This window comes from Ancylobacter sp. WKF20, assembly GCF_029760895.1.
Taxonomy (GTDB): Bacteria; Pseudomonadota; Alphaproteobacteria; order Rhizobiales; family Xanthobacteraceae; genus Ancylobacter.
The window spans coordinates 1,228,587-1,250,700 of sequence record NZ_CP121679.1 but is presented as its reverse complement, the minus strand read 5'-3'; the positions used below and the strand labels follow the sequence as shown (position 1 = coordinate 1,250,700).

Below are 22,114 nucleotides of genomic sequence, written 5' to 3'. Positions count from 1 at the left end.
ATGGCGGTGGGCGAGCGTGGTGATCGGATTGCGCGGGCGGGCCGCTTCGTCCACCTTCCGGCATCATGCTGCGGCCCGACATCCTCAACTCCTATTTCGCGCCGATCACCGGCCTGCCGGGCATCGGACCGAAGCTCGCCAAGCCGTTCAACCGTCTGCTCGGCCGGGCGGAGGGCGCGCGGGTGCTCGACCTGCTGCTTCACCTGCCGGCCTCCACCATTGACCGCCGCGCCCGGCCTACGCTCCGCGAGGTAGTGCCGGACACGGTGGTGACGGTCGAAGTCCATGTCGACCGCCATGTGCCGACGCCGCGCGGATCGCGGGCGCCCTATCGCGTCTACGCCCATGACGAGACCGGCGATCTCGTGCTGGCCTTCTTCAAGGCCGACCGGAGCTGGATGGAGCGCCTGCTGCCCATCGGCGAGACGCGGTGGGTATCGGGGACCATCAGTCTCTACGACGGCATCCCGCAAATGGTTCACCCGGACCGGGTGCTGGATGCTGCAGGGCTGGCCAAGCTGCCGCCCATCGAGCCGGTCTATCCGCTGGTCGAGGGGCTCGGGCATGGCCATGTGCGTCGCGCCGTGGACGCCGCACTCGGCCAGACCGGCGACCTGCCGGAGTGGCAGGCGGGGACGCCTGCGCTGAGCTTCCATGAGGCGCTGCGCCGGGTTCACCAGCCGGCGGATACGGAGGACGCGCAGCCGCTCGGCGCCGCCTGGCAACGGCTTGCCTATGATGAATTGCTGGCTGGCCAGATCGCCCTCGCGCTGGTGCGGGCCCGCACCGTCAAACAGGCCGGCCGACCGAGCATCGGCGACGGGCGGCTGACGGGGCGGATCGAGGCCGCCCTGCCCTTCGCCCTCACCGGCTCGCAGCGCGAGGCGCTCATCGCCATCCGCGCCGATCTCGCCTCGCAGGACCGGATGCTGCGTCTGCTGCAGGGCGATGTCGGCTCCGGTAAGACGGTCGTCGCGCTGCTCGCCGCCGCGACGGTGGTCGAGGCCGGCCGGCAGGCGGCGATCATGGCGCCGACGGAAATCCTCGCCCGGCAGCACATGAAGACCATCGCCCCGCTCGCCGAGACCGTCGGGTTGCGGGTCGCCCTGCTGACGGGACGCGAGAAGGGCAAGGCTCGCGAGGCCCTGCTGGCTTCCCTTGCTTCTGGCGAGATCGACCTCGTCATCGGCACCCATGCGTTGTTTCAGGAGGGCGTCGCCTTTCGCGACCTCGGCCTCGCGATCGTCGACGAGCAGCACCGTTTCGGCGTGCACCAGCGCCTCGCCCTCGCCTCCAAGGGCGACGCGGTGGATGTGCTGGTGATGACGGCGACCCCCATTCCGCGCACGCTGGTTCTCACCTACTTCGGCGACATGGCGTCGAGCGAGCTGCGGGAGAAGCCGGCCGGGCGCAAGCCGATCGACACCCGCGCCATTCCATCCGACCGCATCGACGAGATCGTCGCGCGCCTCGGCACGGCGCTCGCGCAGGGGCGGCGCGCTTACTGGATCTGCCCGCTGGTGGAGGAATCGGAGAACTCCGACCTTGCTGCCGCCGAGCTGCGTTTCAGCGAGCTTCAGGCGCATTTTGGCGCCCGCGTGGGTCTCGTTCACGGCAAGATGAAGGGTGCGGAGAAGGATGCCGCCATGGCCGCCTTCGCTGCCGGCGAGACGCAGCTTCTGGTGGCGACCACGGTGGTGGAAGTGGGCGTCGACGTGCCGGAAGCTTCGATCATCGTCATCGAGCACGCCGAACGATTCGGCCTCGCGCAGCTTCACCAATTGCGCGGGCGGGTCGGGCGTGGGGATGCCGCCTCGGTGTGTCTGCTGCTCTACCGCCGCCCACTCGGCGAAGTGGCGCATCAGCGTTTGGAGGCGTTGCGGTCCTCCGAGGATGGGTTCTTCCTGGCAGAGGAGGATCTGCGCCTGCGCGGCGAGGGCGATGTCCTCGGCACCCGGCAGAGCGGCTTCCCCGGTTTCCGCCTCGCGCGGCTGGACGTTCACGGCCCGCTGCTGGATCGCGCGCGGGCGGAGGCGGCAGAGATCGTTGAGAATGATTCCGATCTTTCCAGCCCGCGTGGAGTGGCCCTGCGGCTTTTGCTACATATCTTTGAAAGGGATGTAGCCGTGAAGCTCCTGAGCGCCGGCTGAGTTATTGTGTGTTGACCATGGGACAACTTGGACCGAGCGCCGCGATGCCGCCACGGGACGAGCCGAGATCGCCGGTTTATTCCGCAACGTCACCTCTGCGCTGGGTGATGTTCGCGGCCGGCTGGCTATGCGTCGGTCTCGGCATCTTCGGCATCATCATGCCCGGCATGCCCGGTACAGTGTTCCTCATTCTCGCGGCCTGGCTGTTCTCCCGCTCCTCGCCGCGCTTCGAGGCGTGGCTGCTGGGACATCCCAGGCTCGGCCCCTCCGTGCGCGCCTGGCGCGCGAATGGAGCGGTGCCGCGCTGGGCGCAGTTCGTCGCGACGGGCTCGATGATGGCCAGCTTCGGCATTCTGGTGATGCTCGGCCTGTCGCTGCCAGTGCTCGGCATGATCGGCGTGACCTTCATCGCTGTCTCCGCCTATCTGCTCACCCGGCCGACCGCGTGATGGACGCACCCGCCGGCCTCATCCTCGCGGGCGGCCTGTCCCGGCGCATGGGTGGCGGCGACAAGGCGCTGCTTCGGCTGGGCGGCGAGACCATCCTCGCCCGGATCGCCCGGATCGTCGGGCCTCAGGTTTCCCCGCTTCTGCTCAACGCCAACGGGCCGGCCGAGCGCTTCGGGCTCGATCTGCCGGTTATCCCCGACAGCGTGCCGGATCGGCCCGGGCCGCTCGCCGGTATTCTCGCTGGGCTCGACCATCTCGCGGCACACTTGCCGCAGGCCCGCCATTTGCTCACCGTCCCATCCGACTGCCCGTTCCTGCCGGCGGATCTCGCCGCGCGACTGACGCAAGCGGCCGGGCGTGACGGCGCCGCCTGCGCCGGCTCGGGCGGGCGGGTGCATGGCGTGGTCGGCCTGTGGCCGGTCGCGGCGCGGGAGGATTTGCGCCGTCTCCTGCTTCAGGATGGTCAGCGACGCGTGGATGCCTGGCTGGCGCGGGTTGGGGCGGCCACGGTCGACTGGCCCGTCACGCCGCTTGACCCGTTCTTCAACGTCAACACGCCCGACGACCTCGCGCACGCCGAGGCGCTGGCCGCTCAGGCCAGCTGAGGCGCACTTGCGCGCCAGAGGATGCTTTCCACCGGCGCCGCATGGCGCTCGACCGCCGCCGCGATGGCCTCGATGTCGTCGAGGTCGATCACCGGCAGGGTGACGCCCTCAAGCGGCGCGTCCGAGGCGATGGCGACGATGTACGGGTCATCGGGGTGCAGCAGTGGCTTGCCGACCTCGGCCCGGTGAATCTCGATCTTCGGATGATGGTCGCGCTTGAAGCCCTCGACCAGCACGATGTCGACCGCCGCGAGATGGGCCACCAGTTCCGGCAGTTCCGGCTCGGCAGCGCCACGCAGCTCATGCATCAGGGCCCAGCGATTACCGGACGACACCAGCACCTCGGTCGCGCCGGCGACACGGTGCGTGTGCGAATCCTTGCCGGGCACGTCGATATCGAAATTGTGGTGGGCGTGCTTGATGGTGGAAACGCGCAGTCCCCGCGCCACCAGCGCCGGAATGAGCTGGGCCAGCAGGGTCGTCTTGCCCGCGCCGCTCCAGCCGGCGAAACCGATGAGCCGCATCCGCTCCTCCTCAACCATCCGCCGCTGAGGTCGGTCGTCGAGGCGCACAAGTCAAGCGGGTGCCGGCCATGACCCCATAGCCGGCGTCGATCCGGCGCGGGGCGATCATGCCGCGCCGCGTGCGACTTGCCGGATGGGCGCCGGCCGGATTAGGTGCGCTCATGCAAGGAACGCGGGCGGAGGCGGCCATGTCCGACGACAGCGATACTGTGCTCCGGCTGGACCTCCGGGGGCTGAAATGCCCCCTGCCCGCGCTGCACACGCGGCGGGCGCTGGAACGAGCGGCGCCGGGCGCACGCCTCATCATCCAATGCACCGACCCGATGGCGGTGATCGACATCCCCCACCTCGCCCAGCAGGACGGTCATCGGCTGGAGGGGCAGGCGCAGCAGGACGGCGTGCTCACCTTCACGCTGCGCAAGGCCACGGTTAGCGTCAGTAGCTGATGCCGCAACCGTCGGCGACCTCTTCCAGCGCCTTGGTGGAACCGCGAGCGTTGAACTTGGTCTCGTGGAAATTCTCGCCCTTCATGGTGATGACGACGGAAATCGACGAATCCGCGTCCATCACCTCGAGGAAGAGATCCTCGTCCACCTCGGCCACGATGCCGAGCGTGCCCTTCACCTCATGAGCGACGGCATCGAAGACGAGGATCTCGCCCTTGTCCGCACGCACGCGCAGCTTGGCGCCCACCGTGTTCATCGCCTCGACGTCCTTCGGGTCGTCGATCTTTTCCGGCGTGATGAAGACCGCTTCCAGATTGTCACTGCGGCAGCGCAGGCCGAAAACGTAGTCGCCGGCGACGGTCACGGCGAGGTGCGTGGCGTCGTCGTCAAACGCGCCACCTTCCTTCTCCGAGACCCACTGGGCCGAAGCGGTAAGGGATGAAGCCGCCAGCAGCAGGGCGGCGATGAGCAGTCTGGACATGGTTCCTCTCCTCCGGGCGTTGCCCGCAGCGGAAAGAACACCAAAATCACTGCGAATTTCGAGAAAAATCGACGGTGTCAGGCTGCGGCGTCTTGCCAGTTGAAGGCGAGCGGCGCCTCGCGGAAGGCAAAGCGGTCGAGGTGCCGGGCAACCACGTCCTTCATGCGTTCGAGGATCTCGGCATCCGGCGCGCTGATGTGGACGGCCAGCGTCTCGGGCTGCGCGGACATGGTGGCGAGCGCGCCATCGGGCAGCTTCACCGTTCCGTGCTCCGGCGTGAACTCGACCTCCAGCTTGTGTGACCAGTGCTTGCAGAGCTGCTGGAGATAGCGGCTGCCGTTAACAGTGGAGACGCGCGCCTCGGTGGTGATCGTCATAACTCATCTCTCGCGTGCTGCAGGAAGCCGCGGGCGGTGGACAAGCCCGGCGGCTCTGATTTTATACGGCGCGCACTCTGCGTGCGCTTCGGGGGAAGGAATGAAACTCGACCGCTTCATCGCCGCGGCCGCGCTGCTGGCGACCGCTTTCGCGCTCCTCTTCACCGTGCCGGCTTCGGCCCAGACTTCGCCGCGCCCGCCATGGGCGGCAGCACCTGTGACAGCCAAGCCCGGCCAGCCACTGCCGTCCCGCGCCGACACGCATGTATACCTCCTGCGCGGTCTTTTCGGCGTTTTTTCGCTCGGCATGGACAGCCTGGCGCAGGAACTGGTGGAGAAGGGTTACACCTCGCAGATCTATGGTTGGGACGAAGCCCAGAAGGTGATCGACCTCATCAAAACGCGCTCTCAGGGCGGCCATACCGGCCCGGTCGTCATCATCGGCCATTCGCTCGGCGCCAATGCGGTGATCGACATTGCCACGACCATCCAGGCGAACAACATCCCCGTCGATCTCGGCGTGACCTTCGACGCGACCGACCCCGGCCCCGTGCCGAATAACGTCGCCGTCTTCATCAATTTCTGGGCGCAGGACGGCTTCGGCAAGCCGGTCTCAGCGGTGCCCGGCTATACCGGGCAGCTGGAGAATTTCGACCTCTCCGGCCAACCCAATATCAGCCACACCAGCATCGACACGATGGACAAGTTCCATCAGTTCGTCATCTCGACGCTGGAAGGCATGACGGGCAACTGATCGCCCGCCCTGCACCCGAGCGGGGGCGGGCGCGTTGATGGACTGCAAGAACGGAGCCCGCGTCGCGGATGAGCGACAGTGACACAGCCTGCCGCGCCGATGTCTGGCTCTGGCGCGCACGTTTTGCGAAGACCCGGAGCGTTGCCGTCGCGCTGATCGAGCGCGGCATGGTGCGGATCACCCATCACAACCAGCCGGTGCGGCTGGACAAGCCCGGCCGCGCGCTGCGTCCCGGCGATGTTCTCACCCTCGCCTTGCAGCAGGGGGTCGTCGTGGTGCGGGTCGAGTCGGTCGGTGCCCGTCGCGGGCCCGCGGAAGAGGCGCGCACGCTTTACACGCTTCTTGGCTGAAGATGTGGCTACGCACCGCCTGCGCATAAAGATCAGCTTTTCGGCCGCGATACGATGGCGAAGCCAGCCTCGGGCAAGCCACGCGGACTCATGTTGGAGGAGCCTTCAATAACGCATGAAAGTGCCGCGATGAGATTCACCAATTGGCCCATTCTGGGCAAGATTTCCCTCGTCGTGGCGCTGCTCGGCCTCTGCTCGACCGGTTGCACTCTGTTCGCCGGCTGGCGCATGTCCGAGATGCAGGAAGATTATACGGCCCTGATCGAGGGCGACGCCAAGGCGGCGGTGGCTCTGGCGCGGATGAACCTCCAGGTCGTCTGGTCGGAACGGTCGATCTTTCACGCCCTGGCCTCCACCAGTCCGGAAGAGAGCCGCGAAGCGGAAAAGGAATTGTCGCACGGGCTCGACGAGCTTCACGCCTATGCCGAACAGGCCAAGGCCGCCCTGCCGGATCACGCGGCGCCGATCGACGCGATCGTCAGCCGCTTCGACAGCCAGGTTAAGACGGCGTGTGGCCCCACCATCATGACGGCGTTCACCGCTACGACCGCTGACGACAAGCACCGCGCCGACAAGATGATGATGACGGACTGCGAGCCGGCGCTGGAGAAGGTGCGCGCCGACCTCGCCACACTCGTCTCCTCGCTTCAGGATGAGATGCATCAGCGCGAGGAAGAGCTGCACGCGCGCGCCAACGCCACGCTGGTCGAGCTTTATGCCGGCACGGGTACGGCGATCCTCGCCTGTCTCGTGCTGGCCTTCCTGATCGCCACCAAGGGTATCGTGAAGCCCATCGGCCGAATCGTCGGCGTGATGGGCGCGCTCACCTCCGGCCACTTCGAGACGGAAGTGGGCGAGACCGAACGCCGCGACGAGGTGGGTCAGTTGGCCCGAGGCCTCGCGCGCTTCCGGCAAGAGCTGATCGCCAACGCCAATCTTCGCGAGCAGGCTGCCCTTGAGGAGCAGCGTTCGGCGGAGCGGCTGCGCCAGCAGAAGGAAGAGATCGCCGCGACCTTCGAGAGCCGCATGGGCGCGCTTGCCGAGGCCTTCTCAACTTCCTCCAGCGAGGTGGCGCAGGCGGCGACCAGTCTTTCCGCCGCCGCCGAGCAGACGACGCGGCAGGCCCGCGCGGTCACCGACGCGGCGACGGAAGCGTCTTCCGGCGTGCAGACCGTGGCGGCCTCCACGGAGGAAATGTCCGCCTCGGTGCGCGAGATCGCCGAGCAGGTGGTCCGCGCGGCACAGATCGCCGACAACGCCTCCACCGATTCGAACCGTATTCAGGGCGAGATCGCCGAGCTGACCCAGGCGGCGAGCCAGATCGGCGCGGTCATCGACCTCATCACCAGCATTGCCGGCCAGACCAATCTTCTGGCGCTCAATGCGACCATTGAGGCCGCGCGGGCCGGCGAGGCGGGCAAGGGCTTCGCCGTCGTGGCGCAGGAAGTGAAGGAACTCGCCAGCCAGACCGCCAAGGCGACCGACGAGATCTCCGCCAAGGTCACCGAGATCCAGAGCGCGACCGGCCGTTCGGTCTCGTCGATCACCCGCATCGCCACGACGATCAACGAGATCCGCACCGCCTCGGCGGCGATCTCGGCCGCCATCGAGGAACAGGGTGCCGCAACCCGCGAGATCGCCCACAGCACCCAGCATGCCGCGCAGGGCACCCGCGTCGTCAATGAGAGCATCCACGGCGTGGGCGAGGCGGCCGAGACCACCGGCGCCGCCTCGGTGCAGCTCAAGGGGCTCTCGCAGCACCTCTCCGGGCAGGCGGTGGAACTCAATAAGGAAGTGCGCAGCTTCGTGCAGACACTGCGCGCCGCCTGAGACTGCCGCATTCCTCAAACCTGCGAGCCCCGCGGCACCACCGCGGGGATCGTTGCGTTCACGGCATTAATACCATCGGATGACCTGCCGACGGACGACACGCCGTTTCGCCTATTGCCTGCGACCGGCGGCGGACGGATAGTTTGATTTCGCCTGGCGATGCGCCGCCCGAAACGCCGGTCCCGTCACCGCACGTCATGCCATGAATTCTGCTGAGCTTGACTGGCTGTCTTCCGTCGCCGTTCCGATGCTCGCGGTCCGCGCCGACACCGTCCTCGCGCTCAATCCCGAAGCGGTCGCTCTTTTCGGGGAGACGGCCAAAGCGCTTCCCCTGACGTTGGCGGCACTCTTTCCCGAGACAGTCGATGCGCTGTCCGCCTATTTGCGTGCTGCCGAAGATGGGCGCGTGCCGGAGGTTCTGCACCTGCGCACCCGCCTCGCTGGCGAGCCTCGCGATCTCCAGATCGCCGCGCGGCGTCTGGGGCAGGCCAACGCGGCAGAGGAGGCGATGTGGGCGCTGACCCTGATCGAGACCAGCCCGCCGTCTCGCGCCGTGGGCGAGACGGACCCGACATCGGGACGCTGGGTACAGCTTCTCCCCACCATCCTCGATCAGCTTCCGGTGGCATTGCTGATCGAGGACGACAACGATGTCGGCGTTTTCGCCAATCGCGGCTTCACGGATATCTTCGAATATACGCTGGAGGAAATCGCCGCGCTCGACGACTGGTGGCTCAGGCTCTACCCGGACCCGGTCATCCGCGAGGCGGCAAAGGTGAAGTGGGCGGCGAAGCTGTCCATGGCGCCGAGAGGCGATGGCACCATCTCCACCTCCGAATTCCAGATTCGCACCGGCGGCGGCCGTGACAAGGTTCTGCAAAGCCACAGCTTCCGTATCGGCGACTACCGCGTGCATTCCTATGTCGATGTCTCGCAGAGGCATCAGCTCGCGCTCGATCTGCGGCAGCTCGCCGATACGGACGCGCTCACCGGCGTGCTGAACCGGCGCAGCTTCTTCCAGCAGGGACGGCTGCTGGACCGCAGCGGCGAGCCGCTGGCGGCGTTGCTGCTCGATGTCGATCATTTCAAGCAGGTGAACGACCGCTACGGCCATGCCTTTGGCGACGAGGTGCTTATCGAGATTTCAGCCCGCGTGCGCGCGGCGCTGAGGCCGCACGACGTGCTCGCCCGCATAGGCGGGGAGGAATTCGCCGTTCTGCTGCCGGGAGTCGATCGCGAGCGTGCCATCAGCGTCGCCGAAAGGCTGCGGCAGGTGGTGGAGAGCACGCCCATTACGCGAGGCCCAAACCGCCAGATGGCGACGGTCAGCATCGGCGGCGCCTGCGCGCCGACAGCCGAAACCTCGATCGAAGACCTGCTGCTGCACGCTGATCGCGCGCTCTACGTCGCCAAGCACGCCGGCCGTAACTGCGTCAGGTTCGAGGCGGACCCTGCCGGCACGCCATGACGGCGCGTCGCTCCGGGCGAAAAGCGGTTCGGCATGGGCGATGAAGTGGTGAGCCCGTTGGGATTCGAACCCAAGACCCCATGATTAAAAGTTTGAATGTGAAGTAATAAAATCAATCACTTACAGAAACGTACTGTGCGGTAGACCATCAATTGACATGTGGTTACCGCACGATTGCGTCTTATGTCGGTCGCACGAACTTAAGCGCATCGTCAAGAGCAGCTTGCACGGTGGGCGTTATCTTAAACCACTCGCCCCTTGTCCTGTGCTCGCTAAGCGCCTCGTGTAGGCGGCGCTCGTCACTGCGGGAACCGCGCACCGCTATCAGGCTGACAACGTCGCTCGAAAGCGATGTGCGCATGTTGGCCACGCGAGAGAACGGGTCACGAGAAAATCCGACCTTCACAGCGTCGTCGGTGAACAGCGCGTAGACAAACCCTTCGGCGCCCTCCCGAGGCTTCGCCTTCATCGGCCGTTTCACCGCGACGCCCAGGCCGGCCGCCTCATTCAGGCGCTGCGCGGCGGCAAGTGCTGCGCCGAGGTCCAGCCACTCGCCACTATCCGTCTTCAAATCCTTGCCGACAAAGCCGCGCGCCCGCAGGCTCGGCCCCGGGTTCCAGCGCGGCCGACCGTCGCGCCAGACAAAGTACCGAACACCGGCGCTCATACCGCCATGCCCTTCTTGTCCATCCACGTGACCAGCTTGTTGATGGCGTCATCGGCCATTTCGGGGTGCGTCGCCATGTAGTGGCGCAGCACGTCGTGAATGCCCGCCATCTTGTGGCCGGTGATGGCGGCGATCTCCGGCACGGTGCAGCCGGCGCGGCCAAGCCACGTCACGGCCGTGTCGCGCAGATCCTGATCGCGCTTGCCGGCGATCGAGGGGCACGGCGGCAGTGTCCATGCCTCATGCCCGCGCGGCTTTTCCGGGCCGAGCTGCAGCGTGCCATCCGCCTGCCGGATGAGGCCGCGCGCCGCCGCCTGCCGGATATCGGCGAAGACATGCTTGTACCAGTCGCGCAGGAAGGGGCGGCGGGCGGTCTCGTCGACGATGACGAGGCGCCGGGCGCGTGCATCCGCCTCCTGCTGGCTCTCCCCCTGCCCCGGCCGGCCGATGACCGCCAGAGTGAAGCGCCGGCGCTCGGCGGCTTCCATGCGCGTGGCGAGCTGGGGCGCGGCGGGAATGGCGACGATGGCGCCGGTCTTCGACTGGCGGAACACATAGCGGCTCGCATCGTCGCGGCCGGCGCGTTCCAGCGTGAGGCGGTCACCCTGCCGCTGGCCGGTGAAGACGCCGAGGAACACGGCGTCCGCCATTTCCGGCCGGCCCAGCAGATCGGCGGCGGCGGCAAAGGCGGAGATTTCGTAATCCTCCCATGTCACCAGCCGGGGCGCCGGCATGGGCTTTTCCAGTTCCAGCCACGGGTTGAAGGCGATGGCGCCACGGCCGCGCGATTTCGCCCAGCGCCAGCAGCCGGAGAGCGCGGCGACGATGCCGCGCGCGGTGTGCAGGCCGCGCTCCTGCCAGAGATCATCGAACAGGCCCTGCGCGATCGAGGGCGTGACCGCCGGCGGCGGCTCCTGCATGAAGGCCGGATCGTGCTTCGCCAGCGTGCGTAGCTTGGAGCGATAGTCGGCGATGGTCGCGGGGCTGAGACCATCCTGCTGCCGCTTGCCCTGGTGCACGCCGCCGGTGAATTTGGGCGAGGCGAACCATTCCTCGATCAGGCCCTCGATCGTCTGGTGGCGGGCACGCTTGCGGGCGGGAAGCCGGCCGGTCTCAAGCTTGGCCTGCCGCCGGCCGGCGACTTCGGCCGCGCGCGCCTCGGCCCAATCCGCCGCCTCCTGCGGGGTGAACCAGCGGCCATCGGCGTGGCGCAGATCCTCGCCCTTGTAGCCGATGGCGCGCAGCTTGGGCCCCGGATTGAACCGGGGCCGACCCTCGCGCCATGAGACGTTGGGAATGCGAATGGTGAGCTTCGCCATGCTGGCCTGCCCCCTGCCCTGCTTCGACTGCACGGGGCGGGAATCTAGCACGCGCTTGCGGGGCTTCGTCGAGCGGGTCATCAGGCCTCTCCTTCCGGCACAAAGAAGATGGCGCCGGGCAGCATGGACTTGAGGGTCCAGCCGTCCGGCAGATGCTGGGTGATCGAGGCGCGCAATGCCTGCTCCACCTCATGTTCCGGTGCGCCGTGGCGGGCGAAGACAGTGCCGTAGATCAGCGGCTTCTTGTCCGGGAACTGTATGAGGGCGCACCAGTGGCGCATTGGCGCGCCGGCCTCGTTGTCACCCGTCATAGCCGGTCTCCGCCGGGTAGCGGATGAAACGAGGGAGCGGAAGCCACCCCCTCGGCTCATGCGTGACGGGCGAGTGGTCCCGATAATCCTTGCCGTCGATCGTGAGGCCCGGCGCCATCGTCATGCGGTGCCAGGAGGACACGAAGGCGGCGAAACCCTCGTGCCAGACCATGGCAATGGCGTCATTGCCGACGATGCCCCAGAAGGGCGTGCCGTCGCGTGGGGCGGTGTGCATGGGGTTCATGAGCTGGGCCCCCGCACATAGGTAATCACGCGCCCGGTCTGCGGATCCGTGCCGGTGAGCGTGAGCGGAGCCGTTGCCCGTGCGCGCTCCATCTGGGCAGACTTCTCGTCCTGTTCCAGCTCCGTCTGAAGGTCCGCTAGCTCCTGCTCGGAGGCGTTCAGTTCCGCCTTTGCCATCGCGGCTTCCTCCGCCAGTCGCAAGATGGCGAGAGCCGTCCGCTCCAGAAAGAGAGGCAGGAAGTCAGACGCAAAGTGCACCGCGCTTGAGGGGCTTATTCTCAGAAGCCCAGCGACGTTCCGGATCTTCGCCACCAGCTCGGCATCTTCCGGCGATGGCCCCGCCTGCCCGCCGCTTTGCAGCCGACGAGTGGTAGTAATCTGATCACCCATCGTTATCTGCCATTTGATCTCCGGCTCCTTCATGCCCGCCCCCCTTCGATTTCGGCCAGCCGCCGGCGGGCGGTGCTGAGCCAGCTTTGCAGGGCAAGTTCCGGGTTCCGGCTCTTGCAGGTAACGCGGATGCCGCCAAGGCGCAGGGCGAAGCCGCCCCAGCCATCGTTCACCTTCACGCCCTTGCGGCGGCGCAGGCGGGCCAGCGCTTCGGCGCCGGCATCGAGCCGGCGGGCGATGCGCTCCGGCCGATCCAGTCGGCCGGCATAGGGCAGGCTGTCGAGCTTGCGCTCCACCTGGTCGATCAGGCGGCGGAGCTGTTCCGGGGGCGCGATCTTCATGCCGCAATCCTCCGGTCATCGAGCGCGCGGGTGAGCGCGGCCAGCAGCTCGGTGGTTTCCAGCGCGGTGCGCTGTTCCGGCGGCGGCAGGGTGCGCCAGAGCTGCACCACGCGGACAAAGGCGGGATTGGTGGCGAGCAGGGCCACGATCTCCTGCTCGTCGCCGGTGATGGGGTTTTCCAGTACGTCGAAGAACCAGCTGACGGTGTGGCCGGTGGCATAGGCGAAGCGCATGAGCTTGGCGGGGCAGATGCGGTTGCGGCCGTTCTCGTATTTCTGCCACTGCTGCCAGGTGGTGCCGACGATGGCGCCGGCCTGCACCTGTGTGAGGCCGGCGAGCTGGCGGGCAACGCGCAGCCGGCCGGCGAGAAGGCGCGTCAGCTCCGCGTCGGGCTGCTCGATCGCCGGGAGGCGGGTTCTCTCAAGCATGGGGGGCTCCATAGCGGGCGGCGAGACGGGCGCGCGCGGCGGCCACGTTCTCCGGTGCGAAAGCGGGATCGAGCGCCGCATCGTTGGCGGCGGCCGGCGAGACGGAGCGCGCGGCGTGCTGCGGATCGCGCAGCCAGGCCTGCACCTGGTGGCGCGACCAGAGCTTGGGCTTGCGCCCGGGCAGAGGCGCGGGAAACGCCTCCTGCTTCTGCAGCCGGGCGACATGGCGCGAGGTGGTGGCGACCGAGCGCCGGAACAGCTCCGCGAGATCCGCGAGGGTCATGGTGAGCGGTTCAGCCATGGGGCGGCTTCCGCAGCAGGCCGGCGACGGTGACTGTGTTGCGCCGGCCGTCCGGCTCGACCGACACGCCAACGGCCTTGCTGTTCAGCTCCGCCTGCAGCTGCACGGCGAACGCCTGCACCATGAGGCGACACACCATCTCGGGATGATCCGTCTGGGTCGCGATGTTGAAGGCGTGATTGGCGAGCCAGACGGCGACGCCTTCCATCAGATGTTCGGCGCCGGTGCCGCGCGCGCGCTCGGCATGCGCGAAGTCGATGATTTCGTGCGGGGACTGCAGGCCGCACAGGCGCCAGAACACGCCCTCGGCACCGAGCAGCTTGGAACCTTCAGCCACCTTCTGGGCCGTGCCCAGCAGCAGCTCGGCCAGCGGATCGGCGGGAGGATCGACAGGTATGTGCATGGGGAACGTCTCCTGCCCGGCTCGCGAGCGGCGCCCGCGAAGCAACCGGACGTGGTGACGTTACATGTGCAGATTTCTAACTGCAAGTATGCAGCTTTTGGGTTTCATTGTTTCACGTGAAGCGCGTTTGAGCCTTCGGCTACCGTATGTTCTCCACGGGAGAGCACTCATGTTCGGCTGGCTCAATGGCAAACGACGGCGAAAAGAGCGCGTGATCGTGCAGGCCCAAGCTTGTTGCCAAACCATCGGCGACAAGTGGGAGGCCTTTAATGCAAGCTTGAAATTCAAAGAGGATGTCGCGCTCAGTGAAATAATCGCGACGTTCGCTGTTCCGATTGAGCAGGGAATTCGTATTAACTACCCGCAATTGGTCTCAAAAAATGGTGGAACAATCATGACGCTAATCATGATGAGTCTGGCGATGCGGCACCCAGACGACCTTGAGACGATCATGGACGCCTGCGTCCGCGCCGCAGAAATCAACGGTATGCCAATTGAACCAATGGATGTGCTGATCTGATCAGCGGTCGGCGCCGAGGCGCCAAGGGCGGACGCTGCCAACGACCACGCCCATGATGAGCACGCGCTCATTGTCCACCAGCAGAGGGCGGCGCAGGCTCGGATCGGAACTGGCGGCGACCAGAAACGGCGGCTCGAAGATGCGGAACACCGTTTCCGCCGTGCCGCGCCGGAGATCATAGACCTGGGCACATACGGCATCGCCCGCCTGCGGGGTGCCGTTGAGGTCCACCATCACGATATCGCCGGGACGAATGCCCTCATCTTCCAGCGCCCGCGAGTGGATGCGCCACGGCTCGACGGCGTTACGCCCGTCCCGCATGGCTTCCACGATGCGGCCGAGGTTGGCATCGCCGGCATTGTCGTTGCTGAAACTGACCTGCTCGCCCTCGCCGAAGCCAAGCATGGCGCCGGACGCCTGCCCCTCGCCGGGACCAGGCACACTGAAGCGCGCCTTCACCTTGGCAATGGTCATTTGCGAGAGGGTGCCGGCGTAGTCTTCCCAGAAGATGCGGGTGAGCGTCGTGTCCGACAGGCCCGCCTCATGCGCGATCTTCGACGGCTTCATGCCGAGCGTGCGCTCAAGCGTCGTGACCCACTCCTTATGCAGGTCGCGCAGCTGCTGCTTCGTCTCGGATGTCTTGCTCGCGGCCTTAGCCGGGTTCTTTGCCGTCGCGCCCATCGCCGTCCGCCTGTGCGCTGCACAAATGCGGCTCGCAATATGCAGCGAATGCGGATGGTGGGGGACACTAAACATTGATGTTGACGGGCCGCCGCAAATCAGATCGATATCTGCAAACTTGCAGATTTTGAACGGATGGGCAAATGGAACCCGCCGACATTGCGTCGCGCGCTCACAGGATAGGCTTGTCTCAGAAAGACCTCGCCGTCCTGTCGGGCCTCGACAAGACCACTGTGGAACGCACGCTGAACGGCAAGACGGACCCCCGGCGCTCGACGCTACGGCGGATGGAAGCCGCGCTCATTGCCTATGAGCGCGAGCAGCTTGCCCGGCTCAAGGTGCTGCTGGGCGAGGCCAAGGCGGCGGACGCGGCAGCGGCGGAGGCGGCGGAATGACCGCGCTGGCGCTGTCCCGCAAATCAAATGGCCGGTCATTGTCAACCGTGCCGGCAATCGAAGCGCTCCGGCAGCGCGCCGGGCATACTATGATGGCGCTCTGCGTCGCCGCCGGTATCGGAGAGCGCACCTATCGCCGGCTCATCAGCGGCGAGTGCGAGCCGCAGCCGCGCACCCTGATCAAGCTCTCCCGGGCGCTGGACCATCTCGGGTCTGGTTCCTCCCCCTCACCGCGGCCTGTCCTGATCTTCGCGTTCTGGCGGGCCGCGGTGCTTTTTCTCTCCACCGAGCTGGGGGCGGACGCTGCGCTTGCCCTCGCCGATGACAACGGATGCTCCCGCCCCATGGATCCCGCCTGGTTGAAGGCGGCACGGGCGCGGATGCTGGCCTTCTACCTCGCCCATGTCGAACTGCAGGTCTCGCTCACCGCGCTGGCGGAGGCTTGCGGCACGTCCAAACAGCGCGTGCACAAAGCCACCCGCACCGTGGAAGACATGCGCGACGATCCCGCGATCGACGCCCTGCTCACCCGCGCCGCCGTGGCCGTGACGGGAAACACCCCATGAAAGAGCTGATGCCTGCCCAGCCCGGCGATGCCGGAACGCTGTGCTTCTCCCCGCTTGGCGCTGCGGCGCTGTTCACTTCCGGCCTGTGCCTTGCCGCCGGCGTTGTCGCCGGCGCGATGGGCAGTCCGCTTCTGTGCCTCGGCGCTGTGCTGGTGACGGCGGCGCTGTGGCTGGTGGCGGCGCAGGATGCCGCCTCGGTGCTGCTGCGGCTCGCCCGCGAGGCCCGCCGCTCTCCCATGGGAGGGCCGCGCCATGGCGGATGAGCTGAAGTTTCAGGTGCTCGCGACCGTCGCGCGTGAGGATGTGGACCGGGGCCCGCCCTTCTACCTGCTGGTGTCCACCTGCACGACGCAGGTGGCGCTGGCGCGGCGGGATGGCGAGGACCGCTTCGTGCCGGTGAACGGCCCGTACAGCTTCGAGCAGATCGAGCGTGCCGCCGGCGCCGTGCTGGCGGGCAACCCGCGCACGCTGACCGCCCCGGCGACGCCGCGCGCGCTGGCGCTCGGCTACGCCGCGTTCATCGCCCTTTACCGCCGGCAGCTCGAGGAAATCGACGCCGCCAGCGCCGCGCTTTCCGGCCTGTATCCCCCCTCCCCGGCCGGAGAGGAAGCACCGCCCGCGCGCGACTGCACACCCGACGCGCGGGCGGTGCCGCCCACTCAGGAGAGCCTGTTCGCCTGCACGACGTGCGGCGGCTGAACGCGAGGACGAACCATGACTGACATTCCGAACGACCAGCCGCTTTCCGACGCCGCCGCCGGCTTCGCGAAAGAGCAGCTGAAATCCTTCATCGAGCGCATCGAGCGGCTGGAGGAGGAGAAAAAGACCATCGCCGAGGACATCAAGGATGTGTTCGCCGAGGCGAAGGGCACCGGCTTCGATGTGAAGGCGCTGCGCCAAATCCTCGCCATCCGCAAGCAGGACGCCGACCAGCTCGCCGAGCATGAGGCCATCGTGGACCTCTACATGCAGGCGCTCGGCATGTTGAGCTGAGGGGCGCGCGATGCACATCTTCGATGGGTCTGAACATAGCCACAGCGACATGCTCCGCTTCGGCTGGCGGCACGTGAAGACGTTCTCGGGGCCACCCGGTTCGGGGAAGACGACGCGCGTGAAGAAGTTGGCAGCCGACTATGAGGCGAAAGGCTTCGAGACCGCCGACCTTGTGCAATGGCCCCAAGGTCAGCAGCCGAGCGACAACCTGTATGTTCGCCCTCGTCGAAGGGGAGGCGGCTGATGGCGAGACGCCCGGCGCCGGCCCCTGCTTCGGTGCAGTTGCACCTTGAGGATCACATCGCCTTCGCAGTCTGCGAGGGCGTGAACCACGGCTATTGCCCCTGCCGCACCCACGAACGGCGCCCATGCGAGAGCATGGAGCGCATTGCCGGTCACGTGCTCCGCGCCATTGACCGGAACCCCAATGCACAGCGAGGGGCGGCTCCTAGCACGGGGTCGTTCCTATGACCCGCCGCGTCGACAAGGGCGAGCTGAAATCGCTCGCCCAGGACCGCATCGAGGACATTCTCGCCCAGCTCGCGCCGGGCGGGCGGCACCATCGGGGCGGGCGGGCGCATTACCTCGTTTCCAACCCGATGCGGCGGGACCGCACGGCCTCGCTCTGTGTGTGGACGCGCGGCACCGCTGCCGGGGGCTTCAAGGATTTCGGCGACCCCCACAAGGTGAAGGGCGACGTGTTCGGCCTGGTGGCCTACCTGAACGGTAAAGCCATCAGCGATTTCGTCTTCGCGCGGGACTGGCTGCTCGATTTCCTCGGCCTCGGTTCGATGAGCGCGGCCGAGCGCGAGGCGGCGGCGCAAGCCCGCGCCAAGCGGCAGCAGGAGAATGCCGAGGCCGAGGAACGCCGCCGGCGCGCGGCCCACCAGCGGGCGCACCAGGTGTGGATGGGTGCCAAGCTGCTGATGCCGGGCACGCCGGCGTGGCGCTACCTGCAGAGCCGGGGCATCCCGCTCGACAAGGTGCCGCATTATTCCGGCGATCTGCGCTATCTGCCCGCCGCCGAATGGTGGATGGGCGCGCAGTGGGGCACGCGGATCGAGAACGGGCGCGAACAGCGCTACAAGGTGCAGGCCGGCCCGCGCTACCCCGCCATTGTCACGCCGCTGCGCGACGCGGCTGGCTCGCTCAAGGCGCTGCACTACACGTTCCTGCAGCCGGACGGCAGCGGCAAGGCGCCGGTGGACAAGCCGAAGCTGATCTATCCCGAGCAGCTGGGGCTTTCCATGTGGATCGCGCACGGGCCTTCCGGCCTCGATCCCTGCCAGGCGGATTCGGCCGGCGTCAGCGGGCCGCTGTGCATCACCGAGGGTCTGGAAGACGCGCTGTCGGCCGCGCTGGCGGTGCCGGAACTGCGCGTCTGGGGCGCGGTGTCGCTCGGCAATCTGGCGCAGCAACCGGTGAACCGGCCCTGCGTGAGCGAGATCTACATCGCCGCCCAGAACGACTGGGGCAAGGCCGCCGCGCTCGCCGAGCTTGAGCGCGCCGAGACCCAGCTCGCCCGCGCCGGCAAGCCGATGGCGCGCCTGCAGGCCCACACCGGGAAAGACCTCAACGACACCCTTCTAGGAAAGGAATGAGCATGAGTGAGACAGATACGCCCGCCATCGTGACGGAAGGGCCGGAAACGCAGGCTGCCGCCGAACTGCAGCAGGGTGTGGCCACGGCTGTGATCGAGGATGAGCAGGAACGTGCCGATACGCCCGCCATCGTGACGGAAGGGCCGGAAACGCAGGCTGCCGCCGAACTGCAGCAGGATGCGGCCACGGCTGTGATCGAGGATGAGCAGGAACGTGCCGACATGGAGGCGATCGGGCGATCCTTCATGGACGCCCTCGCAGTCGTTCACGAGCACCCAGATTGGAAGGACTGGACGCCGGCGGATGATCCGGCCGAGCTGGTGCTCGACATGCTCAACGAGATCGACGAGCTGAAAGCGAAGGTGCCGAGAGTGCCGCCCGCCGGCGCGCGCCCTGCCGCGTTGGATTGGCATGAGGTGGCCCCGACCAGCGTCGAGGGTGTTTTCGCCCTGATCGCCCCGGTGCTGGAGGCGGCAGAGCAGGCCTATATCGGAGAGTGCGAGCCGCAGAACTTTGTTTCGGGTCTCGGCCCGCTGACCAAGCTGTCGATAGTGGAGGCGAGCCGGCTGATAGGCTACGCCTTGGACCGCCGACCCGCACCGGAGGTGCTGTTCAACAAGGCGCGCGAGCTGGGTATCGTCACCGGTACCTTCGACCATCTTCTCCCCGTCGATCGCGCCAGCTTCGAGCTGGCGGCGCGGCTTATCCCCGCCATCGGCGAGGTGGTCGCGACGATCAACGCCGTGATCGTCGAGAAAAACCCGCCGCCGGCGCCGGCGGTGACCACGCGGCCGGTCGACATCGAGGACACGATCTTCGAGCAGACGGACGGCATCGGCGAGCTGGACGAGCAGCGCGCGGCGGCGCAGGCCAAGGCGGACGAGGCCGCCGCCGCGCACGCGGCCAAGAAGAAGCCGGCGAAGAAAAAGCGCAGCATCGCCGACGCGGCCGACTGACCCTCCCCACCTGGTGCCGGGCGCGGCCTGTGCCGCGCCCTCTCTTTCCGCATTCCGAGGCCTGAATGTCCGCAGCCACCGGCACCGCCGCCATCGCCGCCAGCTTCGCCGACGGCCAAGCGCAGATTGAGCGCCGGCGCCGGCGGCGCGCCTCCGATCCCGAGATCGGCAAGGGCATGCTGATAAACGGCGAGCTGGTGCCGCCGGGCCAGTGGCAGCATCTTGCCGGGCAGGATGGCATGCCGCCCGACTGCCCCGTGCATGTGCTAGGCATGGATGGCGACGTGCTCTATGTGATCGACGCGCTCGGCCAGCTCGCCAGCATCAGCGACCACGCCTTCGGCCAGAACAAGGTGCAGCGCCTGTTCCTCAACCGGATGGGCTATCTCTATTGGGCGTTCCCGCGCTTTTCAAAGAAGCTGACCGTGGACGGCTTCGACACGGTGGCGGTGCGCGATGCGCTGTACCGCGCCGCCGGCGAGCGCGGCATGTGGAGCGCGTCCAACCGGGTGCGCGGCCTGGGCGGCTGGACGGATCGCGCCGGCACCTTCGTGTATCACGCCGGCGAAGCCATCTTCGTGAAGGGGCGCGAGCAGCAGACCGGCGACTATGACGGCCAGTTCTACCCGCGCCGGCCGGCCATTCCCGAGCCGTGGCCGCGCGAGGTGACCGACGACATGCTGCGCCAGACGCAGCTGGTGGAAGCGCTGAACAGCTTCACCTTCGAGCGCCAGCAGATCGACCCTCTGCTGGTGCTGGGCTGGCTGGCGTCATCCTTTCTTGGCGCGGCGCTGCCGTGGCGCCCCATGCTGTTTGTGGTCGGCGATCGCGGCGTGGGCAAATCCTCGCTGCAGGCGCTGGTGAAGGGCGTGCTGGGTGACGCGCTGCACGCCACGGCCGACACGACGCCGGCCGGCATCTATCAGCGCGTCGGGCAGGACAGCCTGCCGGTCGCGGTCGACGAGCTGGAAGCCGGCCACAACAATGAGCGCGTAAAGGGCGTGGTGGCCCTCGCCCGCCTCGCCGCGAGCGGCGCCGTGCAGTTCCGTGGCGGTTCCAACCATGTCGCCACCAGCTTCACCGCGAAGAACTGCTTTTTCATGAGCGCCATCAACATGCCGCCTGTGCCGCCGCAGGACTTGAGCCGCATGGCGATCGTCCACCTTCGGCCGCGCGAGGCGGGCTTTTCGGGCAAGCCGCCGGTGGTCGACCAGGAGACGGTCGGCCGCATGGTGCTGCGCCGGCTGATCGACCGCTGGCCTGCCTTTGACGAGACCTATCAGGCCTATCGCGGGGCGCTGGCGCGCGGCGGGCACGACAGCCGAGGGCAGGACACGTTCGGCGCGCTGCTGGCCTGCGCGGATCTCCTGCTGGGCGATGAACTCCTCGAGGAGCTGAAACTCCCCACGATCGACGGCGGGCTCGACAAGTGGGGCAAGATGCTCGCGCCTTCCAGCCTGCCGGAGCATGACGACGCGCTTGAGAATTGGCGCAGGTGTCTCAATCACCTGCTCACCTCGCGTATCGATGCGTGGCGCGGCGGGCGGCAGCAGACGGTGGGCGCCCTGCTCGATGAACTCAAGGTGCCGGGCGGGCTGGATGAACGCGGCGCCAACGAGCTGCTAGCCCAGATCGACCTGAAGGTGCGCCGTGCCGAGGACGTGCTGCCGGGCCAGATCGGCGGCTGGGTGCTGTGCGTGCCGAACATAAGCCAGCAGATCAACCAGGTGTTCAAGGGCGAAGCGTGGGGCGGCGACGGCTCCACCGGCACCTGGTCCGGCGCGCTCCGGCAGGGCGAGCACACGGGCGCGATCATCAAGAGCAAGACCCTGAACAAGACGCGGATCAACGGCGTGGAGCGCCGGTGCACGCTGATCAACATGCGGCGGCTGGAAGAGATGGACGCGGATGCGCGGGATGCGGCTCACTGACCGGGATTTCTAGCAAACTCCAACGCATTGACCCAAAAGTCCACGGCGCGCTGACCGAGTTTTGTCGTGTCATGGGAGGCGTCACCGTTATGGAGCACCATGACTATTCTTTCGGCGAGAATTCGCGCTCTGTCTAGCAACAGATATACCTGAAAAAAAGTTGGCTCATCAGGCGTCGTGCTCAACGAATGCGCAAGGGCGGCATCTCTCAGGCTCTTGAGCCTGAATTTTGCATCATTGAATTCAGTGGATCTTATCCATGCGGAAATATCAGCTATCAGTTCGCTAACCAGATCAGCGAACTCTGGCCTCTGACGGGAGAAGCGATCTACAAACTCGCTCGATCCGCTGAATGCCTCTAGGGCACTGAGAACAAACGGAAGTGTAAGTCGATCTCGACCGTTGTCGGGATCGTAGACCCTGCTTACTGCGAGGCTTAGTTGGCTCATCAGAGCATGAATTATAACGACAAAGACGCGGTTATATGGAGTGGTCCCAAGCGGCTCTTCCAGTAACCGCGCATTCAACGCATCAAACACCGCCTTTGTCTGACATGCGACAAGCACATCAGAATGTATTCGCATAGCAGCGTCTTCTAGCTTATCGAATATCTCTTGATTCCTGCCCATAGACA

At 66.9% G+C, this 22,114-nt stretch carries 32 protein-coding genes; 18 read left to right on the top strand and 14 right to left on the bottom strand.

Going from position 1 to position 22,114, the window contains the following annotated elements; all coding sequences use genetic code 11:
- The first annotated feature begins 68 nt into the window (after window positions 1–68).
- The 3 genes from recG to mobA all read left to right on the top strand — a co-directional run bounded on the left by recG (window position 69) and on the right by mobA (window position 3,204).
- Window positions 69–2,150: an ATP-dependent DNA helicase RecG gene (gene recG / locus AncyloWKF20_RS05730; RefSeq protein ID WP_279317892.1), complete on the top strand. Its 2,082-nt coding sequence runs from the start codon at window positions 69–71 to the stop codon at window positions 2,148–2,150.
- A 107-nt stretch (window positions 2,151–2,257) separates the two neighbouring features.
- Entirely contained in the window at window positions 2,258–2,599 is a 342-nt protein-coding gene (locus AncyloWKF20_RS05725; protein WP_279316938.1) for a YbaN family protein, read from the top strand.
- The gene (gene mobA, locus AncyloWKF20_RS05720) at window positions 2,599–3,204 is read left to right on the top strand and encodes a molybdenum cofactor guanylyltransferase MobA (RefSeq protein WP_279316937.1); all 606 of its coding nucleotides are present in this window, start codon (window positions 2,599–2,601) and stop codon (window positions 3,202–3,204) included. The genes AncyloWKF20_RS05725 and mobA overlap by 1 nt, the downstream gene beginning before the upstream one ends.
- On the opposite strand, the gene mobB is transcribed toward mobA, so the two are convergent.
- The gene (gene mobB, locus AncyloWKF20_RS05715; protein ID WP_279316936.1) at window positions 3,192–3,728 is read right to left on the bottom strand and encodes a molybdopterin-guanine dinucleotide biosynthesis protein B; all 537 of its coding nucleotides are present in this window, start codon (window positions 3,726–3,728) and stop codon (window positions 3,192–3,194) included. The genes mobA and mobB overlap by 13 nt on opposite strands.
- Window positions 3,729–3,916: 188 nt before the next feature.
- On the opposite strand from mobB, the gene AncyloWKF20_RS05710 reads away from it, so the two are divergent.
- A complete protein-coding gene (locus AncyloWKF20_RS05710) occupies window positions 3,917–4,174 on the top strand; it encodes a sulfurtransferase TusA family protein (RefSeq protein ID WP_279316935.1) in 258 nt (85 codons plus the stop codon).
- On the opposite strand, the gene AncyloWKF20_RS05705 is transcribed toward AncyloWKF20_RS05710, so the two are convergent.
- Both AncyloWKF20_RS05705 and AncyloWKF20_RS05700 read right to left on the bottom strand, forming a co-directional pair.
- Window positions 4,164–4,655, bottom strand: a complete 492-nt coding sequence (locus AncyloWKF20_RS05705; RefSeq protein WP_279316934.1) for a hypothetical protein — start codon at window positions 4,653–4,655, stop codon at window positions 4,164–4,166. The genes AncyloWKF20_RS05710 and AncyloWKF20_RS05705 overlap by 11 nt on opposite strands.
- Window positions 4,656–4,732: 77 nt before the next feature.
- A complete protein-coding gene (locus tag AncyloWKF20_RS05700; protein ID WP_279316933.1) occupies window positions 4,733–5,032 on the bottom strand; it encodes a DUF2218 domain-containing protein in 300 nt (99 codons plus the stop codon).
- 100 nt (window positions 5,033–5,132) lie between these two features.
- Here AncyloWKF20_RS05700 and AncyloWKF20_RS05695 point away from each other — a divergent pair, with 100 nt between their 5' ends.
- From AncyloWKF20_RS05695 to AncyloWKF20_RS05680, 4 genes are all read left to right on the top strand, one after another.
- The gene (locus tag AncyloWKF20_RS05695) at window positions 5,133–5,786 is read left to right on the top strand and encodes an alpha/beta hydrolase (RefSeq protein ID WP_279316932.1); all 654 of its coding nucleotides are present in this window, start codon (window positions 5,133–5,135) and stop codon (window positions 5,784–5,786) included.
- A gap of 68 nt (window positions 5,787–5,854) precedes the next feature.
- Window positions 5,855–6,136 (top strand): S4 domain-containing protein, encoded by a 282-nt coding sequence (locus tag AncyloWKF20_RS05690; RefSeq protein ID WP_279316931.1) that lies wholly within the window; start codon window positions 5,855–5,857, stop codon window positions 6,134–6,136.
- 129 nt (window positions 6,137–6,265) lie between these two features.
- Window positions 6,266–7,966, top strand: a complete 1,701-nt coding sequence (locus tag AncyloWKF20_RS05685; protein ID WP_279316930.1) for a HAMP domain-containing methyl-accepting chemotaxis protein — start codon at window positions 6,266–6,268, stop codon at window positions 7,964–7,966.
- Between the two features lie 202 nt (window positions 7,967–8,168).
- Window positions 8,169–9,434, top strand: coding sequence for a sensor domain-containing diguanylate cyclase (locus AncyloWKF20_RS05680; RefSeq protein ID WP_279316929.1), 1,266 nt, complete (start codon window positions 8,169–8,171; stop codon window positions 9,432–9,434).
- Between the two features lie 181 nt (window positions 9,435–9,615).
- Here AncyloWKF20_RS05680 and AncyloWKF20_RS05675 read toward each other — a convergent pair whose 3' ends face one another.
- From AncyloWKF20_RS05675 to AncyloWKF20_RS05635, 9 genes are read right to left on the bottom strand one after another with little or no spacing between them, the layout of a single operon-like run.
- Window positions 9,616–10,101, bottom strand: a complete 486-nt coding sequence (locus tag AncyloWKF20_RS05675) for a GIY-YIG nuclease family protein (RefSeq protein WP_267582407.1) — start codon at window positions 10,099–10,101, stop codon at window positions 9,616–9,618.
- Entirely contained in the window at window positions 10,098–11,501 is a 1,404-nt protein-coding gene (locus tag AncyloWKF20_RS05670) for a hypothetical protein (protein ID WP_279316927.1), read from the bottom strand. The genes AncyloWKF20_RS05675 and AncyloWKF20_RS05670 overlap by 4 nt, the downstream gene beginning before the upstream one ends.
- Complete coding sequence (locus AncyloWKF20_RS05665) at window positions 11,501–11,731, bottom strand: hypothetical protein (protein ID WP_279316926.1); 231 nt, start codon at window positions 11,729–11,731, stop codon at window positions 11,501–11,503. Before AncyloWKF20_RS05665 ends, AncyloWKF20_RS05670 begins: the two co-directional genes overlap by 1 nt.
- Window positions 11,721–11,975: a hypothetical protein gene (locus AncyloWKF20_RS05660; RefSeq protein ID WP_279316925.1), complete on the bottom strand. Its 255-nt coding sequence runs from the start codon at window positions 11,973–11,975 to the stop codon at window positions 11,721–11,723. The genes AncyloWKF20_RS05665 and AncyloWKF20_RS05660 overlap by 11 nt, the downstream gene beginning before the upstream one ends.
- Entirely contained in the window at window positions 11,972–12,397 is a 426-nt protein-coding gene (locus AncyloWKF20_RS05655) for a hypothetical protein (protein ID WP_279316924.1), read from the bottom strand. The genes AncyloWKF20_RS05660 and AncyloWKF20_RS05655 overlap by 4 nt, the downstream gene beginning before the upstream one ends.
- Window positions 12,394–12,705: a hypothetical protein gene (locus tag AncyloWKF20_RS05650; protein WP_279316923.1), complete on the bottom strand. Its 312-nt coding sequence runs from the start codon at window positions 12,703–12,705 to the stop codon at window positions 12,394–12,396. The genes AncyloWKF20_RS05655 and AncyloWKF20_RS05650 overlap by 4 nt, the downstream gene beginning before the upstream one ends.
- A complete protein-coding gene (locus AncyloWKF20_RS05645; RefSeq protein ID WP_279316922.1) occupies window positions 12,702–13,133 on the bottom strand; it encodes a helix-turn-helix transcriptional regulator in 432 nt (143 codons plus the stop codon). Before AncyloWKF20_RS05645 ends, AncyloWKF20_RS05650 begins: the two co-directional genes overlap by 4 nt.
- Complete coding sequence (locus tag AncyloWKF20_RS05640; RefSeq protein ID WP_279316921.1) at window positions 13,126–13,434, bottom strand: hypothetical protein; 309 nt, start codon at window positions 13,432–13,434, stop codon at window positions 13,126–13,128. The genes AncyloWKF20_RS05645 and AncyloWKF20_RS05640 overlap by 8 nt, the downstream gene beginning before the upstream one ends.
- On the bottom strand, window positions 13,427–13,837 hold the full coding sequence (locus AncyloWKF20_RS05635; RefSeq protein WP_279316920.1) for a hypothetical protein: 411 nt from the start codon (window positions 13,835–13,837) through the stop codon (window positions 13,427–13,429). The genes AncyloWKF20_RS05640 and AncyloWKF20_RS05635 overlap by 8 nt, the downstream gene beginning before the upstream one ends.
- 169 nt (window positions 13,838–14,006) lie before the next feature.
- Here AncyloWKF20_RS05635 and AncyloWKF20_RS05630 point away from each other — a divergent pair, with 169 nt between their 5' ends.
- Window positions 14,007–14,357: a hypothetical protein gene (locus AncyloWKF20_RS05630; RefSeq protein ID WP_279316919.1), complete on the top strand. Its 351-nt coding sequence runs from the start codon at window positions 14,007–14,009 to the stop codon at window positions 14,355–14,357.
- Here AncyloWKF20_RS05630 and AncyloWKF20_RS05625 read toward each other — a convergent pair whose 3' ends face one another.
- Window positions 14,358–15,038 (bottom strand): hypothetical protein, encoded by a 681-nt coding sequence (locus tag AncyloWKF20_RS05625; RefSeq protein WP_279316918.1) that lies wholly within the window; start codon window positions 15,036–15,038, stop codon window positions 14,358–14,360.
- A gap of 185 nt (window positions 15,039–15,223) precedes the next feature.
- Here AncyloWKF20_RS05625 and AncyloWKF20_RS05620 point away from each other — a divergent pair, with 185 nt between their 5' ends.
- The 9 genes from AncyloWKF20_RS05620 (at window position 15,224) to AncyloWKF20_RS05580 (ending at window position 21,480) form a co-directional block, all read left to right on the top strand.
- Window positions 15,224–15,433: a helix-turn-helix transcriptional regulator gene (locus tag AncyloWKF20_RS05620; RefSeq protein ID WP_279316917.1), complete on the top strand. Its 210-nt coding sequence runs from the start codon at window positions 15,224–15,226 to the stop codon at window positions 15,431–15,433.
- Window positions 15,430–15,999 (top strand): helix-turn-helix domain-containing protein, encoded by a 570-nt coding sequence (locus AncyloWKF20_RS05615; RefSeq protein ID WP_279316916.1) that lies wholly within the window; start codon window positions 15,430–15,432, stop codon window positions 15,997–15,999. Before AncyloWKF20_RS05620 ends, AncyloWKF20_RS05615 begins: the two co-directional genes overlap by 4 nt.
- On the top strand, window positions 15,996–16,262 hold the full coding sequence (locus AncyloWKF20_RS05610) for a hypothetical protein (RefSeq protein ID WP_279316915.1): 267 nt from the start codon (window positions 15,996–15,998) through the stop codon (window positions 16,260–16,262). Before AncyloWKF20_RS05615 ends, AncyloWKF20_RS05610 begins: the two co-directional genes overlap by 4 nt.
- On the top strand, window positions 16,252–16,698 hold the full coding sequence (locus tag AncyloWKF20_RS05605; protein WP_279316914.1) for a hypothetical protein: 447 nt from the start codon (window positions 16,252–16,254) through the stop codon (window positions 16,696–16,698). Before AncyloWKF20_RS05610 ends, AncyloWKF20_RS05605 begins: the two co-directional genes overlap by 11 nt.
- 15 nt (window positions 16,699–16,713) lie before the next feature.
- Window positions 16,714–16,992 carry a DUF2312 domain-containing protein gene (locus tag AncyloWKF20_RS05600; RefSeq protein ID WP_279316913.1) on the top strand — a complete coding sequence of 93 codons (279 nt, stop codon included), beginning with the start codon at window positions 16,714–16,716 and terminating at the stop codon, window positions 16,990–16,992.
- A gap of 10 nt (window positions 16,993–17,002) precedes the next feature.
- The gene (locus AncyloWKF20_RS05595) at window positions 17,003–17,236 is read left to right on the top strand and encodes a hypothetical protein (protein ID WP_279316912.1); all 234 of its coding nucleotides are present in this window, start codon (window positions 17,003–17,005) and stop codon (window positions 17,234–17,236) included.
- Window positions 17,237–17,459: 223 nt separating this feature from the next.
- The gene (locus tag AncyloWKF20_RS05590) at window positions 17,460–18,593 is read left to right on the top strand and encodes a toprim domain-containing protein (RefSeq protein WP_279316911.1); all 1,134 of its coding nucleotides are present in this window, start codon (window positions 17,460–17,462) and stop codon (window positions 18,591–18,593) included.
- Between the two features lie 29 nt (window positions 18,594–18,622).
- Window positions 18,623–19,549 (top strand): hypothetical protein, encoded by a 927-nt coding sequence (locus AncyloWKF20_RS05585; protein WP_279316910.1) that lies wholly within the window; start codon window positions 18,623–18,625, stop codon window positions 19,547–19,549.
- Between the two features lie 65 nt (window positions 19,550–19,614).
- On the top strand, window positions 19,615–21,480 hold the full coding sequence (locus AncyloWKF20_RS05580) for a hypothetical protein (protein ID WP_279316909.1): 1,866 nt from the start codon (window positions 19,615–19,617) through the stop codon (window positions 21,478–21,480).
- Here AncyloWKF20_RS05580 and AncyloWKF20_RS05575 read toward each other — a convergent pair.
- Window positions 21,474–22,109 carry a hypothetical protein gene (locus tag AncyloWKF20_RS05575; RefSeq protein ID WP_279316908.1) on the bottom strand — a complete coding sequence of 212 codons (636 nt, stop codon included), beginning with the start codon at window positions 22,107–22,109 and terminating at the stop codon, window positions 21,474–21,476. The two genes, AncyloWKF20_RS05580 and AncyloWKF20_RS05575, sit on opposite strands and share 7 nt — an antisense overlap.
- Between the last annotated feature and the right edge of the window lie 5 nt (window positions 22,110–22,114).